We start from the raw sequence: 14,026 nt of genomic DNA on the forward strand, positions 1-14,026 counted from the left end.
TGCTCGGTGGCGCGGCGAGTTCGGAGACCCGACCTCTGGTGAGCTGGATCGCAAGAGTCAGTGACGATCGAGCGCGGCCAGCACCTTCGCCACGGCCGCCTTGGACTTGTTGGTCAGCTTCTTCGAGCTGCCGTCCGCGCCCAGGATCGTGACCGTGTTGCGGTCCGAGCCCAGGGCGCTGTCGTCGTTGAGGACGATGTAGTCGGCGTTCTTGCGGCGCAGCTTGGCCAGGGCGCGGCGCTCGCCGTCGCCGGTCTCGAGGGCGAAGCCGACGACCATGCGCTCGCCCTTGGACTTGGCGACCGTGGCCAGTACGTCGGGGTTCTTGACCAGGTCGATCGACGCGGTGTCGGTGCCGTCGTCCTTCTTACGCCACTTGCCGGAGAGGCGTCGCTTGGGGCGCCAGTCGGCGACGGCGGCGGCCATGTAGAGGGCGTCGGCGCGGCCGAAGTGCAGGCGCACCTCGGCCAGCATCTCGCGCGCGCTCATGACGTCGATGCGGCGCACGCCCTTGGGCGTCTCCTGGTGCACGGGCCCGGCGATCAGCACGACCTCGTCCCCGCGCGCGGCGCAGGCGGCGGCGATGGCGAAGCCCTGCTTGCCGCTGGACTCGTTGGAGAGGTAGCGCACGGGGTCGACGTACTCGCGGGTGGGTCCGGCGGTGACGACGACCTTGCGGCGGGGCGCCTTGCGACTGCGCTGGGCCTTGGGCTTGGACTTCGTGCTCACGGCCTTCGCGAGGGCCGCGGCGGCCTTGCGGCGCTGGCGCGGCTTGGTGACCACGCCGGCCGCCTGGGCGGCCTTCTTCGGTAGCGGGCTCACGCCCCCAGCACCTTCGTGACGACCTCGACGATCTGCGCCGGCTCGGCCAGGCGCCCGCGGCCCTTCACGCCGCAGGCCATGTGGCCCTCGCCGGGCTCGACCACCTGCCAACCGTCCTCGCGCAACTGGTCCAGGTTCCGCGCCACGGCGGGGTTGGCCAGCATGTGGGGGTTCATGGCGGGGCACAGGATGCGCGGCACGTCCTGGGGTGTGGCCAGGGCCACGGTCGACACGAGGTCCGCGCCCAGGCCGTGGGCCAGGTTGCCGATCAGGTTGGCGCTGGCCGGCGCGAACAGCAGCAGCTCGGCCCACTCGGACAGGTCGATGTGGTCCATGGCCGTGCGGCGGCCGGCGCCGAACTCGGCCACCGAGGCGGGTTGGCCGGTCAGGGCCTCGAAGTGCTGGGGCGCGATCAGTTGGGCCGCGTGGCCGGTGAGCACGCAGCGCACCTCGTGACCCGCCTGGGTCAGCTTGCTGGCCAGGTCGGCGCCCTTGTGGAGCGCGGCCGAGGCGGCGCAGCCCAGAACGATGTGACTCATCGACCGCTCCCCTCCGGCGCGAGGCCGGCCAATTCCTGGACCCGTGCGTAGGCCGCCTCGAGATCGTCGTTGACCACGATGTGATCGTAGCGGCGGCGCTCCTCGCGCTCGTCTTCGGCCTTGCGGACGCGCCGCTCGATGACCTCGGGCGAATCGGTGCCGCGCTCCTCGAGCCGCCGGCGCAGCTCGGTGATGTCGGGCACGTCCACGAAGACGTAGATGCCGTCGACGCCGAGCTCGCGCAGTTGCAGCGCGCCCTGGACGTCGATCTCGACCAGGTAGACCTTGCCCCGACGGATGGCCTCCTCCATCGGCGCGCGCAGGGTGCCGTACATGTTGCCGTGCACCTCGGCCGACTCGATGAAGGCGCCGGCGCGCTGCAGCTCGATGAAGCGCTGCTTGTCGAGGAAGTGGTAGTGCTTGCCGTCGACCTCGCCGCGGCGCGGGGGGCGCGTCGTGGCCGAGACCGAGAAGACCACGCGCGGATCCTCGAGCAGGCGGCGGCAGATGGTGCTCTTGCCGCTACCCGATGGGCCGGAGATCAGCAGCATGCGGCCGGGCTCGGGCGCCTTGTCGGCGTCGCCCGGGTCGGGCTCGCCGAAGCGCGATTCGTACAGGGCGCTCACTCGACGTTCTGCACCTGCTCGCGCAGGCGTTCGACGTGGGTCTTGGCGTCGACCACCCAGTGGGCGATCTGGGCGTCGTTGCACTTGGAGCCGATGGTGTTGACCTCGCGCAAGAGTTCCTGCACCAGGAAGTCGAGCTTGCGACCGACCGCGCCGCCTTGCGCGCAGAGCTTGTCGAGCTGGACCAGGTGCATCTCGAGCCGCGAGATCTCCTCGGACACGTCGGCCCGGTCGGCGATCAGCGCCAACTCGCGGGCCAGGTCGCGCTCCTCCACCGGCCGCTCGGGACCGAGCAGGGCTTGGACGCGCTCGTGCAGGGTCTGTTGGTGGCGACGCACCACCTCGGGACTCGCGGCGGCGATCTTGGCGCGGATCTCGCCCAGAGCGCCGGCGTGCACGGCCAGGTCCGCCGCCAGGGCCGCGCCCTCGGTCTCGCGCATCGAGATCAGGGCCGCCAGGGCCTGGTCCAGGGCCGCCATCACCAGCGGGCGCAGTTCGTCGTCATCGGCCGTGAGCGGACCGGACTGCAACACGCCCGGCAGGGACACGAGGCGCGAGACGTCGAAGCCCTCCTCGAGGCCGAGCTCGCCACTGAGCTGCATCAGCGCGTCGGCGTAGCGCCGCGCCAACTCTCGATCGATCTGCACGCCGCCGCTCGACGCCGCGGCTTCGAGGCGCACGGTGACCGAGATCGAGCCGCGCGTCAGGCGCTCCTTGATGGCCGCCTCGACCGCGCCCTCGAGGGCCAAGAGGTCGCCGGGCAGGCGCACCTTGGCCTGCAGGAAGCGGTGGTTGACCGCCCGCAGCTCGACGCGGATCGCGATCCCGGCGCCCTCGGCCGCGCCGGCGCCGAATCCCGTCATCGAGCGGAGCATGGGATGGTGGGGAACGGTTGCGGGCGGATCTCAGAGACCCGGGCGGCTGCCGGGCTTGATCGGTTCCGTGCCGACGAACTCGGCGGGCACGTCGTCGGCGCTCCAGGTACGCGCTTGGACCTGAGCCAGGCTGACCAGTTCGAGACCCACATCGGCGAAGGGCTGGCCGCCGGAGCGGTTGACCACCGAGCCCACGCCCACGACCTCGGCGCCCATGCCGCGCAGGAGGGTGATGACTTCCTTGGCCGAGCCGCCGGTGGTGACCACGTCCTCGACCACCAGCACCTTCGTGCCCGGGGCGATCTTGAAGCCGCGGCGCAGGGCGAACTGGCCGTCGACGCGCTCGGTGAAGAAGGACCGCAGCCCCAGGGCCCGCGCGACCTCCTGGGACCAGACCACCGCGCCCATGGCGGGCCCGACCACCAACTGCGGCGCTTCGATCGAGCTCGCCGCGAGACGCTGGGCGAAGGCGCGCGCGAGCTTGTCGGCCGCCACGGGGTTCGCCAGGGCCAGGGCACACTGGAAGTAGCGATCCGAGCGCAGCCCCGACGAGAGCAGGAAGTGACCCTCGAGCAGCGCGTCTTCGGCGCGCAAGAGGTCGAGCACCTCGTCGGTGTCCACGATGCCTTTGCCCGCGTCCATCTCAGCCACCCTGACCGGTGCCACCCGTCGGAGCGCCACCACCCTGGCCACCCAGGGGCGCCTGGATCGTCGGGGCGATATCGCCCTCGCCGACGATCGAGTCCGACTGGCGGGTGTCGGTCTTGTGGATCGCGATGGCGAGCGCGAGCATCGCCGCGCACACCACGGCGGTGAACTTGGTGATACCGCTGGTGCCGACCCCGAAGGTCTGCTGACCGGCACCGCCGAAGGCGTTGCCGAGGCCGCCGCCCTTGCCCTCTTGGACGAGGACCACGGCGATCAACAGGAGACAGGCGAAGACGAAGACGAGATTGAGGAGGAGGACCATCGGTCGAGCCACCGCGGACAGCGGGGGCACGTCGTTGAGCTCAGTACTGGGGCGAGGCGGCGGAGACTTCGGCGGGCAGCTCGTCGAGCAACGAGCCGCTCATGCCGCCGTCGGCGACCGCCGTTCCCAGGGCGCTGAGCAGGAAGATCGCGGCGCTCCACGCGGTAGCTCGGCCCAGCGTGCCCGACGGCCCGGAGGGGGTCGACGCGGCACGCGAAGCCACGGACGCATCGCTGCGCGCGGGGCTTCGATCCTGGATCAGGATCAGGGCGATCAGAGCGATCGCGGACAACACCGAGGTGAGATAGAGAGCGGTCTGCAGCAGCATCGCGGCAGCAGTGGGGTGAGAGACAGACGAGTTGTCGCGGGGGGGCGTCCCCCCATCGACCGACGCGGATCGAACCACCGATCCGCGCGGACGAGCCCGGGTCCGTGGGGTTCAGCCCCGCGCGCGCGCGGCGTCCACGATGCCCATGAAGTCGTCGGCGGTGAGCGCTGCTCCCCCGACCAAGGCACCGTCGACGCCGGGCGCGGAGAGCAGCTCCGCGGCATTCCCCGGCTTGACGCTGCCACCGTACTGAATGCGGACCCCGTCGGCGACTCGCGCCTCGTACAGTCCCTCCAGCAATCCGCGCAGGTACAGGTGCACCTCGGAGGCCTGCTCGGGGCTGGCGGTGCGGCCGGTGCCGATGGCCCAGACCGGCTCGTAGGCGACGGTCACGCGGGCCATCTGTTCGGAGGTGACCCCGTCGAGGCCACCCTGGAGCTGTTCGCGCACCACGGCCTCGGTGCGGCCGGCGTCGCGCTCCTCGAGCAGCTCGCCCACGCACAGGATCACGTCCAGGTCGCCCTCGAGGGCGGCGCGCAGCTTGGCGTTGGTCAGGGCATCGTCCTCGCCGTAGACGTGGCGGCGCTCGGAGTGGCCCACGATCGCGAAGCGGGCACCCACGTCGCGCACCATCGCGGCGCTGACCTCGCCCGTGAACGCGCCCTCGGCCCGGTCACACACGTCCTGGGAGCCGACGCGGACGCCGCTCTTGCCCAGGGTCTGGGCCACCAGCTCCAGGTAGACGAAGGGCGGCGCGACCGCCACATCCACCGAAGACAGGTCGCCGGCGCGGTTCCTGAGAGCCTCGGCGAGCTCGAAGGCCCGGCGGCGATCGAGGTTCATCTTCCAGTTGCCGGCGACGTAAGGGGTCCTCAAGGGGAGGTCTCCTGCAATGCGGTCGGAGCTCGCGCCGACCGTTGGTCGCCGGCGCCGTGCTGAGGGGGGGGATTGGCGGGGCGCGATGGCCCATCCGTGCGGCGGCAGCCGGTGGGGGTCGGGTCAGACCCCCTTGCCGACCAGCTCGCGACGAGGGGCGGCCAGGATACGGCCGTCCAGGGCCAGGATGGCCCTCGCGTCGGCCGCAATCTGCGCCAAGTCGTCCAAGGACACGGCCTGGGGCGCGTCCGAGCGGGCTTCGTCGGGTCGCGGGTGGGCCTCGATGATCAGGCCGTCGGCGCCGGCGGCCAGACCGGCCCGGGCCAGGGCCGGCACCAGGTCGGCGCGGCCGGCCGCGTGGGAGGGGTCGACGATCACCGGCAGGTGGGTCGCGCCCTTGAGGTGCGCCACGGCGCCGAGGTCGAGCAGGTTGCGGGTGACCCGGTCGAAGCCGCGCACCCCGCGCTCGCACAGGATCACCTGATCGTTGCCGGCGTCGAGCACGTACTCGGCCGCGAGGCAGAACTCTCGCACCGTGGCCGCCAGGCCGCGCTTGAGCAGGACCGGCTTGCCAGCCAGGCCGACCTCGCGCAGGAGGGCCGCGTTCGCCATGGAGCGGGCGCCGATCTGGAAGGCGTCGGCGCTGCGGCCGACCAGCTCCACGTCGCGCGGGTCGAGCACCTCGGTCAAGATCGCCAGGCCGGTGGCTTCGCGCGCCTCTTCGAGCAGCAGCAAGCCCTCGGCGCCCAGGCCCTGGAAGGAGTGGGGCGAGGTGCGGGGCTTGAAGGCCCCGCCACGCAGCACGGTGGCGCCGGCGCGGTGGGCGGCGTGCGCGATCTCGAGCAACCGGTCGCGACTCTCGACGGCGCAGGGTCCGGCGATCAGGGAGGCGTGACCGCCCCCCAGGACCGCGTCGCCGATCCGCACCACGGTGTCGGGGCGCCCGTTGCGCTCGTGCAGCTCGCGGGCCTGGCCGGGATCGAGGATCTCGCGCACGACCTTCAGGTCCTCGAGGCGCGAACGCAGGTGCGGGCCGCGGGCGCCGACCAGCTCGGCCACCCGGCGGCGCTCGTCGAGGAAGCGCAGCTCGAACCCGCCCTCGTCGGCCAGGGCCCGGAGGGCCGCGAGCTGGGCGTCGTCGGCGTCAGGGCGGAGGCTGAGGAGCATGGGGATCGACTCGGGTCGGGGCGGGCCGCGGACAGGTGTCGAGCGAGACCTCGCCGGACGGCGCCGAACCCGGGGACTATAAGCTGCCTCCGTCGGCCCCACAACGCGCCCAGGCGCCCCAACCGGGGCGCAGCCCACCCCGCCTCCGCACCTTGACCACCCTCGACCGCCTGCTGACCCTCCTGGCCCTCGACAGCCTGCCCCGCACCGGGTGGCTCCAGGCCGGGGTTCCGGCGCCGGAGTCCGTCGCGGCGCACAGCTTGGGGGTGGCGCTCGTGGCGATCGCGACGGCGGATCGGGTCGCGCCGCCCCTGGACGTCGACCGCTGCGTGGCCCTTTGCATCGTGCACGACGCTCCCGAAGCCCTCCTTGGCGACATGCCCCGGGCCGCCTCACGCCTGCTGCCCGAAGGAGCGAAACGGGCCGCCGAGAAGGGGGCGGCTGTCGAACTCCTGGGTAGTGCGGAGCGGGTCGCCGCCCAACGCTGGGCGGAGTACGCCCAGGGCGTGACGCGCGAAGCCCGCTTCGCGCGGGCCTGCGACAAGCTGCACCTGGGGTTGAGGGCCCTGGGCTATGCGCGGGCCGGATTGGGCGAGTTGACGGACTTCTCCCGCGGCGTGGACGAGCTCGATTGCGGCGAGTTCGAACCCCTCGAGCAGCTCCGGGCCGAACTCAGCGCCGCGCTGCGCGAACGACTCGATCGCCGGTGAGGGGGCGCCACCCCGGTTGGTCCCACCAACGGGGCGGATTCACGGCTTCTGCGCGCCAGGACCGCAGGCCTGCATGCCGGCTCCTCGGGGCTGCGTAGCATCGCAGTGTCACCACCTTGCCCCCTGGGCGCCTGCCAGCCCGGACCGCGCCCGCTCGCCATGAATCGCCAGCTTCGGATCAATGTTGAAACCGCGGATGACGACCGCCGCCGTCGGCTGTGCGCGCTCCTCGAGAGCGTCACCGACCGGCCGCTCGCCTTCGTGGACGGTCGCGACGCCGACCTGATCGTGCGCGATCCGACGCGACCCGAAGACGCGGCGGGGGACGACGGGAACTGGTCGATCGCGATCAACCTCGACGGCGCCGACCCCGGTGTCCGCGCGCGGCGGGCGATTCGCGTGGCACTGGACCACGCTCGGATGCGGCGGGAGCGCGAGGCCGGTCGCACGCCCCTCGACGCCTTCTTCGACTTGCCCCATGCGGCCTTCGCGTTCGTCGGCCGGCGCGGGGCGCTCCTGCGCGCCAACCGGCATCTGGCCGAGCTCCTGGGCACCAGCCCGGAGCGCTTGGTCGGCGTGCACGTGGACGACCTCTTGGCCAAGGGCGAGCTGCCCCACGAGCTGCGTCGCTTCCGGACCCGCAGCACGGTGACGGCGGTGGTGCACACGGGCGAGCGTCGCTACGGCGTCGAGGGACGGGAGCCGGTCGGATTGCACCTGGTGATCACGCGCGTCACCGACACGGCGGGTCGGCCGGCCTACTACTTCGTGCAGGCCTCGCCCGTGCGCGAGCGCGCCGCGAACGACTGGACCGGCAACGACAGCGTCGCGCTGTTGGCGGCCATTCGCCGCGTGCAGGCCATGGCCATGCGTGGCTCGCACCCACGCATCGTCTTCAACGAGATCCTGCGCCACTACCAGAAGCTGACCGGGAGCGCCGACGCGATCCTGGCCCTGGTCGAGCAGGAGTTCGAGTTCGAGCTGCAGCTTCGCATGGTCGCGGTGCAGAGCCCGAAGGGCTACCTGGGCTACGACCAGATCGGCACGGCCGACGGCATTCCGCTGACCGAGACCTGCCAGGTGATCCGTCGCTCGATCGAATCGGGTCAACCCGCGTCGGCGGTGGCGCCGGGGCGCCTTTGGTCCGACCTGGACTCGGACTTCGAGGCGCGGAACGCCCTGATCCTGCCGCTCAAGCAAGGCAGCCGCGTCGTCGGGCTCGTGATCCTGACCAATGCGTCGCCGGACTACGCACCGGAGTTGGTCGAGAACCTCAAGCCCTTCACGACGACCTCGACCAGCATCCTGGCCTCCCACGTCGAGGCCGAGCGCCGGGTGCGCGTCGAGGAGGAGCTGCTGGAGAGCAGGCGGACCTTCGAGACTCTCTTGGCGCACCTGCCGGGCATGGCCTACCGCTGCAACGACGACGATCAACGCACCGTCCTGTTCGCCAGTGAGGGTTGTCGTGAGCTGTTCGGAGTGGGGCCCGACGTGTTGGTCAACGAGCGTGGCGGCTCGCTGCTCGAGCACGTACACCCGGCGGATCGACGGGCCGTGCTGGAGGAAATCCGCTGGACCGTGCTGCAGGGCCGACGCTTCGAGTTGACCTACCGCGTGCTCGCCGCCGACGGGGCCGAGCGCTGGGTCTGGGAACAGGGTCAGGGAGTGCGTAGCACCGACGGCGAGCTGCTCTTCGTCGAGGGCTTCGTGACCAACGTCACCGAGCACCGACGCGCCGACGAGGAGCGGCGCAGACTCGAGGCGCGCATCCGCCGGGCCCACAAGGTCGAGAGCCTCGGGGTGCTGGCGGGCGGGATCGCCCACGACTTCAACAACCTCTTGATGGGCGTGCTCGGAAACGCGCAACTGCTGCGCGAGCGCCTCTTGGGCGACTCGGACACCCACTCCGCCCTGACCGAGATCGAAGACGCCGCCCAGCGAGCGTCCGAGCTGACCGACCACATGCTGTCGTACACGGGCCAGGGCGCGGTGACCCTGCACCCGATCGAGCCCACGGAGGTGCTGCGCCGAACCCTGGCGGTCGTGGAGCGTCTGATGCCGCCGAGCGCGACTCTCGAGGTCGACCTGGTCGGCGGACTGCCGGGAGTGATGGGCGACGCCGGATTGATCCAGCGCTCGGTGGTCGAGCTGGTCCGAAACTCCGTGGACGCCTTCCCGAACGGCGTGGGCCGCGTCAGCCTGCGCACCTCGGCGCGCCAGGTCGCGACCGAGGAGCTGATCGAGTCCTGGCTCGGCGCGCGACTGCCTTCCGGGCTGTACGTGACGATCACTGTCTCAGACGACGGACAGGGGATGGACGAGCAGATCCGGCAGCGCGCCTTCGACCCCTTCTTCACCACCAAGGGCACCGGGCGCGGCATGGGTCTGGCCACGGTGCTGGGGGCCGTGCGGGCCCACGGCGGGGCCGTGCACCTGTCCAGCGAGGTTGGAGGGGGGACGCGCGTGACCCTGATCCTGCCGCCCGCCGAGGAGCCCGCCGTGGAACTGCGACCGGCGGCGAGCCCGACACCGATGGAGGCCGGCTCGCCCTCCCCCACGATCCTGGTTGTCGACGACGAGGTCGTCGTGCGCGAAGTCGCCCGCAGAGCCCTGACCCGCGCCGGCTACCGGGTGCTCTGCGCCGTCGACGGCGAGGACGCCATCGCCCAGTTCGACGAACACGGGGCTACGATCGACGCGGTGCTGCTGGACCTGACCATGCCGCGACTGAGTGGCGAGCAGACGCTCAACGAGTTGCGGCGGCGGCGTACAGACCTGCCGGTCCTGCTCTCCAGCGGCTTCGCCGAGCACGCGGTGATGGACCGACTCGCCGGTCGGGAAGGCGTGCACTTCCTGCACAAGCCCTACCGCTTGGGCGAGCTGGTCGAGAAACTGAGGGCAGCGCTCGCCGGAGCCGAGCGCGTGCCTTGATCCGCTTCCGCCGCACATTCATCGTCGCCACCCTGGTCGGCCTGGCCATCGGTTTCGCCCTGCAGCGCATCCGCGCCCCGCAGTTGGGCGGGGTCGGGACTGGCTTCCCCTTCGAACGGCGACTCCCGGCGCTGGTGGCGGCGTCGGGCCCGGACCGACTGTCCGGACAGGTCGTCGACTCCGGCGGCACCGCGCTGCCCCAGGTGGCGGTGACCGTGGTCGGCCCCGCCGGGGTGCACTCGGTCTGGAGCGGCACCGACGGGGAGTTCTCGATCGACGGGCTGGCCCCGGGGGCCCACGAGGTGCACCTGGTGTCGACCGATCGTCCGGGCGCGACGGTCGCCGTCACGGTGCCGAGCGACGGGCCCCTGAGGCTGGTCGCCCCCGATCCGTGGCCGGTGCTGGAGACCCTGCCGAGCATGGAGCTGGCGCCGATGAACGGGCGCATCGAGCCCCTGCCCGTGGGAGGAGCCACGGGGTACGTCGTGCTGCTGACGCCTGAGGGTGCGGCCGTCGAAGCGGGGCTGGCAGGCCGGTTGCAGCGTCGCGCGGTGGTGGGTGCGGACGGTGAGTTCCGCGTGGAGCGGCTGACCCTGGGCAGCTATCGGGTCTCGCTGCTCCCGCCCTGGGCAGGGGGCGGAACCTGGCCCGAGCTCGTGGTGAGCGGCTTCGAGCACCGAGGCGACGGCACACCGTTGCGACTGCCGGGCAGCTCGGCGGAACTCGTCGGGCGAATCGTCGACCAGGGTGGCGAGGCCGTCGCGGGCGCGCTCGTGACCCTGCGCAGCTCGACCCAGCCGGAACGGCGCTGGCCCTCGGCCGAGACCGGCTCCGATGGCCACTTCCGAATCGGTGACCTCCCCGGCGGCAGCTACGAAGTCCGCGTGAGCGCGGGCCGCGCGCGCTTCGAACGATCCCTGCGCGTGCCGGACCTGCGCTCGGTGACGCTGGAAGTTCCGCCGCTCGACGTGGCGGCGCCGCGCTGATTCCGAGCTGGCGCGGTCGGTCGGGCCGGTGGCCTGGCCCCTGGGCAACTGGAACGGCGAGTGATCGGGCCGGGTGGCAGGATGCCGCTTCGCGGAGCGACGAATCGTCGGGTCAGCGTCCGAGCAATCCGGCGGCGAAGGCCAGGAGTTCCGCGGGCCGGAAGGGCTTCGCGAGGCACGCGAGCTCGGCTCGATCCTCCGCGACCGGGCCCTGGCTGAAGCAGCCGATGGCCGGCCCGCGGGGGCTCGTCAACTCGTCGACGAGGGCCAGCGCTTCCCTGCGGCGTTGCACGCCCTCGCCCTGGTCCACCAAGAGGAGATCGAAGGCGCGCTCGCCCGCGGCCGCCCGCGCGCCCGCCGGATCCGAGCAGGTGGTGACCGCGTAGCCACCTTCGCGCAGGACGATTCCGACCAGCTCGGCGAGCTGCGTGTCGCGTTCGAGGACGAGCACCGACGGCGCCGCGCTCGCCGCCGGGGCGGCGAGCGGGGTCGCGCCGCCCTCAGGGGTGTCCGAGGGTCCACGCTCGAGGCCCGCCAGGTTGACTCTGAGGGTCTTCGAGGGGCCGCTCGAGTCCTCGTGGTCGGCGGGGACGATGCCCAGTGAAGACCAGACATCGCGGTCGAGTTCAGAATCACGCCCGTCGCCGAGCTCGACGACGAAGCCCGAGGGCGAGCTTCGCGCCGCCATCCGATAGGTGTTGCCGCGCCCGACGAGGGCGGACTCGACTCCCAGCACGACGGCCAGCTGCAGGAGCGCCCTCGAAACGAGCACGGCCGGCATGGCCGACGGGAGGTCGACCTCGATCGAGAGGCCGGTGGCCTGGCAGACCGGCTCGAGGAGCTCGCGCGCCTGATCGAGGGCGAAGCGGGCGTCGACCTTGTCGGGCGGGCCCTCGGCATCCTTGGCGAAGCTGGACAGGAATCGCACCAGCCGCACCACGGCGCGGGTCTGGTCGTCGACCGTCGCTGCGAGCTGCTTGACGGCGGGCGCGGCAGGCTTCGCCCGCACCAGCTCCCCCAGCCCGACGACGGTCGCCAGGCCATTGTTCAGGCGATGGGCGACCGCCGGCACGAGCGCTGCCAGCGCGGCATCGCGTCGACGGGTGAAATCGGGCCCGAGGCCGCAGTCGTGCTCGCTCTCGACCATGATCTGGGGCGGGTTCCGGGGCTGAAGGTGTGCGGTCCCGAGCAGCCGTGGTGCGGTCCGGCCCGCTGGCCATTAGTCTGCGCCGTCGGGTGCGGTCGTCCCAGGCTTCACCGGGCCGACCCTCCCGAAAATCAACACCGATCGGTTGAAGCGCACCACCGCCCTGCTCCTGGCCCTGGCTCTGCTGGTGGCCCACGTGCTGACCCTGCAGCAAGACGCCGCGGGCCATCTGGCCCAGGTCGGGGAGCGCGGGCATGCCGTCCTTCGCCTCGCACGGCAGATCGTGCACGAAGGCACCCTGGCCTGGAACGCCGGTGGTCCTGTGGTGGACGCGTACCCCTCGTGGGCCTGGCTGGCGACCGCGGCGACGGCCGAGCGTTTCTACTGGCCAACTCCGTGGATCCTCCAGGCGACGGGTGGATTCGCGGCTCTGATGCTGGTCTTCGTTCTGGCGCGCTTCAGCCCGGCGCGGATGACCGGCGTGATCGCGCCGCTGCTGCTGGTGGTCAGCGGCCCCTTGGCCGCCGCGGCCCTCTCCGGCGTGGAGTGGACGACCTTCGCCCTGGCCGCCTGCGTCGGCTTCCTGGCCCACGAGGGCCAGCGACCACGCTGGTGTGCCGGCGCCATGGCTGCGGCGGTGTTGATCCGGCCAGAGGGCATGGGCCTGGCCCTCCTGTTGGCCGCGTTCGAATGGCGCAGCGCCGTGCGGCGCGGCCCGCGCGTGGGCTGGCTGCCCTTCGCGGCGCCCCTCGTAGCCGTCGTTCTGACCACCCTGATCCGACGGGCAGTGACCGGCGTCTGGCTCAGCCCCCTCGCTGCCGACGCGCTGCATTACGACCCCGCGCGCATTCGGGTGGGCCTCTCGTACCTGCGCAGCTTCCTGCTCCACAGCGGCGCCCCCCTGACCGCCGTCTTCGCCAGCCTCGCCCTGATCCTGATGCGCGGCAAGCCCCGTCGCGCCACCCGGGCGGCGATCCTCGGCTGGGCCTGGTGCCTGTGGATCGCCTGGAACGGCGGCGACGACGAGCCCTTCTGGCTGGCCCTGGCCCCGGCGCTGCCGGCGCTGTTCCTGTCGGTCCAAGGGGTCATCACCCGCGCGGTCGACTCCGACTCGCGTCTGCTGCACGCCAGCGGGTGGGGCCTGTTCGTCCTCGGTGGCTTGGCCGGCATCCTCGCCAGCAAGCTCCCCGGCAACATCGGGCCGATCCCCCTAGAAGCGGCGCAGCACGCCTGGATGGGCCAGGGCCAAACGACCGTCGCCCCCGGCCTCGACGTCGGCCTCGCGCGACTCGGCAAGCACGCCGACCTCGCTCGCGTCGAGCGACTGCGAACCATCGGCATCTTCCTGCGCGACGAGTTGCCCGCCAACGCGACCGTGTTGACCCCCTGGCCGGGCGCGATCGGTTACCTCTCCCGGCGTCGCGTCTTCGACCTCGCCAACCGCGTCGTGCCCCCCCCCGGCACCCGCCGGACCCATTCGTGGCTCGGCCCCCCCCAGGGCGACATCCTCGCGGCCCTCGAGCGCGAGCCCGAGTACGTGATCCCCTCGACCCAGCTCGACGAACCCCTGCGCAGCCTCGAGCAAGTCGCCGAACTCTGGCTGGACCAGTTCGACAGCGAGCCGCGCACGCCCGAGCGCGAGGCCGCCGTCGCCGAGGCGTTCCAGGCCTACGAGTTGGTCGGTGTGCCGATCGCAGTCGACAGTCGCCAGCCCCACCTGACGGCACCCGATCCAGTCTCCATCCTGCGCCTGCGCCGGTTGGGGTTGACCCCGGAACTCGAGATCGAGCACGACGACACGACGTTCGCTATTCGGGTCCGTCACCGTGGTCACCGCCAGATTGCCGACTTGGAGGTGCTGCTCGTGGATCGAGAGGGTCGTGAGTGGACCCTCCATCCGACGGGGGAATTCAGGGTGTCCTCGCCGGCTCGGGCGCGGGTGAGGTTGTTGATCTATCGGTCGGGGAGGCGGCCGGTGGAGTTGATTTCTGGGGTACTGCCGGAGGGGGGGGAGATTCGTGCCGCCCTGCGGTTGCCCCACTGATGCTG

The 14,026-nt window shown here is 71.9% G+C and carries 14 protein-coding genes; 4 read left to right on the top strand and 10 right to left on the bottom strand.

Annotation, left to right across the window (positions count from 1 at the left end; translation table 11 throughout):
• Positions 1-57: 57 nt before the first annotated feature.
• From Pla133_RS23355 to aroF, 9 genes are all read right to left on the bottom strand, one after another.
• The gene (locus Pla133_RS23355) at positions 58-822 is read right to left on the bottom strand and encodes a phosphopantothenoylcysteine decarboxylase domain-containing protein (protein WP_419191890.1); all 765 of its coding nucleotides are present in this window, start codon (positions 820-822) and stop codon (positions 58-60) included.
• Entirely contained in the window at positions 819-1,361 is a 543-nt protein-coding gene (locus Pla133_RS23360; protein WP_145069826.1) for a flavoprotein, read from the bottom strand. The genes Pla133_RS23355 and Pla133_RS23360 overlap by 4 nt, the downstream gene beginning before the upstream one ends.
• Positions 1,358-1,987 carry a guanylate kinase gene (gene gmk, locus Pla133_RS23365; protein WP_145069828.1) on the bottom strand — a complete coding sequence of 210 codons (630 nt, stop codon included), beginning with the start codon at positions 1,985-1,987 and terminating at the stop codon, positions 1,358-1,360. The genes Pla133_RS23360 and gmk overlap by 4 nt, the downstream gene beginning before the upstream one ends.
• Positions 1,984-2,862 (bottom strand): YicC/YloC family endoribonuclease, encoded by an 879-nt coding sequence (locus tag Pla133_RS23370; RefSeq protein ID WP_145069830.1) that lies wholly within the window; start codon positions 2,860-2,862, stop codon positions 1,984-1,986. Before Pla133_RS23370 ends, gmk begins: the two co-directional genes overlap by 4 nt.
• 30 nt (positions 2,863-2,892) lie before the next feature.
• Positions 2,893-3,504 carry an orotate phosphoribosyltransferase gene (gene pyrE / locus Pla133_RS23375; protein ID WP_145069832.1) on the bottom strand — a complete coding sequence of 204 codons (612 nt, stop codon included), beginning with the start codon at positions 3,502-3,504 and terminating at the stop codon, positions 2,893-2,895.
• A 1-nt stretch (position 3,505) separates the two neighbouring features.
• The gene (gene secG, locus Pla133_RS23380) at positions 3,506-3,832 is read right to left on the bottom strand and encodes a preprotein translocase subunit SecG (RefSeq protein ID WP_145069835.1); all 327 of its coding nucleotides are present in this window, start codon (positions 3,830-3,832) and stop codon (positions 3,506-3,508) included.
• 40 nt (positions 3,833-3,872) lie between these two features.
• Positions 3,873-4,160 carry a preprotein translocase subunit SecG gene (gene secG / locus Pla133_RS23385; protein ID WP_145069837.1) on the bottom strand — a complete coding sequence of 96 codons (288 nt, stop codon included), beginning with the start codon at positions 4,158-4,160 and terminating at the stop codon, positions 3,873-3,875.
• A 111-nt stretch (positions 4,161-4,271) separates the two neighbouring features.
• On the bottom strand, positions 4,272-5,036 hold the full coding sequence (gene tpiA, locus Pla133_RS23390) for a triose-phosphate isomerase (protein WP_145069839.1): 765 nt from the start codon (positions 5,034-5,036) through the stop codon (positions 4,272-4,274).
• A gap of 123 nt (positions 5,037-5,159) precedes the next feature.
• Entirely contained in the window at positions 5,160-6,203 is a 1,044-nt protein-coding gene (gene aroF, locus Pla133_RS23395) for a 3-deoxy-7-phosphoheptulonate synthase (protein ID WP_145069841.1), read from the bottom strand.
• 152 nt (positions 6,204-6,355) lie between these two features.
• Here aroF and Pla133_RS23400 point away from each other — a divergent pair, with 152 nt between their 5' ends.
• From Pla133_RS23400 to Pla133_RS23410, 3 genes are all read left to right on the top strand, one after another.
• On the top strand, positions 6,356-6,913 hold the full coding sequence (locus Pla133_RS23400) for an HD domain-containing protein (RefSeq protein ID WP_419191891.1): 558 nt from the start codon (positions 6,356-6,358) through the stop codon (positions 6,911-6,913).
• 159 nt (positions 6,914-7,072) lie between these two features.
• The gene (locus Pla133_RS23405) at positions 7,073-9,844 is read left to right on the top strand and encodes a hybrid sensor histidine kinase/response regulator (RefSeq protein WP_145069846.1); all 2,772 of its coding nucleotides are present in this window, start codon (positions 7,073-7,075) and stop codon (positions 9,842-9,844) included.
• Positions 9,841-10,830 carry a carboxypeptidase-like regulatory domain-containing protein gene (locus tag Pla133_RS23410; RefSeq protein ID WP_145069848.1) on the top strand — a complete coding sequence of 330 codons (990 nt, stop codon included), beginning with the start codon at positions 9,841-9,843 and terminating at the stop codon, positions 10,828-10,830. The genes Pla133_RS23405 and Pla133_RS23410 overlap by 4 nt, the downstream gene beginning before the upstream one ends.
• 112 nt (positions 10,831-10,942) lie before the next feature.
• Here Pla133_RS23410 and Pla133_RS23415 read toward each other — a convergent pair whose 3' ends face one another.
• Entirely contained in the window at positions 10,943-11,977 is a 1,035-nt protein-coding gene (locus tag Pla133_RS23415; RefSeq protein WP_145069851.1) for a response regulator transcription factor, read from the bottom strand.
• A 145-nt stretch (positions 11,978-12,122) separates the two neighbouring features.
• On the opposite strand from Pla133_RS23415, the gene Pla133_RS23420 reads away from it, so the two are divergent.
• Complete coding sequence (locus tag Pla133_RS23420) at positions 12,123-14,021, top strand: hypothetical protein (protein WP_145069853.1); 1,899 nt, start codon at positions 12,123-12,125, stop codon at positions 14,019-14,021.
• Positions 14,022-14,026 lie beyond the last annotated feature (5 nt).

Source organism: Engelhardtia mirabilis, assembly GCF_007748095.1.
Classification (GTDB): Bacteria; Planctomycetota; UBA1135; order UBA1135.

What these genes read in the sequence shown, in the direction of transcription:
- Pla133_RS23405 (WP_145069846.1), top strand. Translation starts at nt 7,073, where the DNA reads ATGAATCGCCAGCTTCGGATCAATGTTGAAACCGCGGATGACGACCGC.
- secG (WP_145069835.1), bottom strand. Translation starts at nt 3,832, where the DNA reads ATGGTCCTCCTCCTCAATCTCGTCTTCGTCTTCGCCTGTCTCCTGTTG.
- pyrE (WP_145069832.1), bottom strand. Translation starts at nt 3,504, where the DNA reads ATGGACGCGGGCAAAGGCATCGTGGACACCGACGAGGTGCTCGACCTC.
- Pla133_RS23360 (WP_145069826.1), bottom strand. Translation starts at nt 1,361, where the DNA reads ATGAGTCACATCGTTCTGGGCTGCGCCGCCTCGGCCGCGCTCCACAAG.
- Pla133_RS23370 (WP_145069830.1), bottom strand. Translation starts at nt 2,862, where the DNA reads ATGCTCCGCTCGATGACGGGATTCGGCGCCGGCGCGGCCGAGGGCGCC.
- Pla133_RS23415 (WP_145069851.1), bottom strand. Translation starts at nt 11,977, where the DNA reads ATGGTCGAGAGCGAGCACGACTGCGGCCTCGGGCCCGATTTCACCCGT.
- aroF (WP_145069841.1), bottom strand. Translation starts at nt 6,203, where the DNA reads ATGCTCCTCAGCCTCCGCCCTGACGCCGACGACGCCCAGCTCGCGGCC.
- secG (WP_145069837.1), bottom strand. Translation starts at nt 4,160, where the DNA reads ATGCTGCTGCAGACCGCTCTCTATCTCACCTCGGTGTTGTCCGCGATC.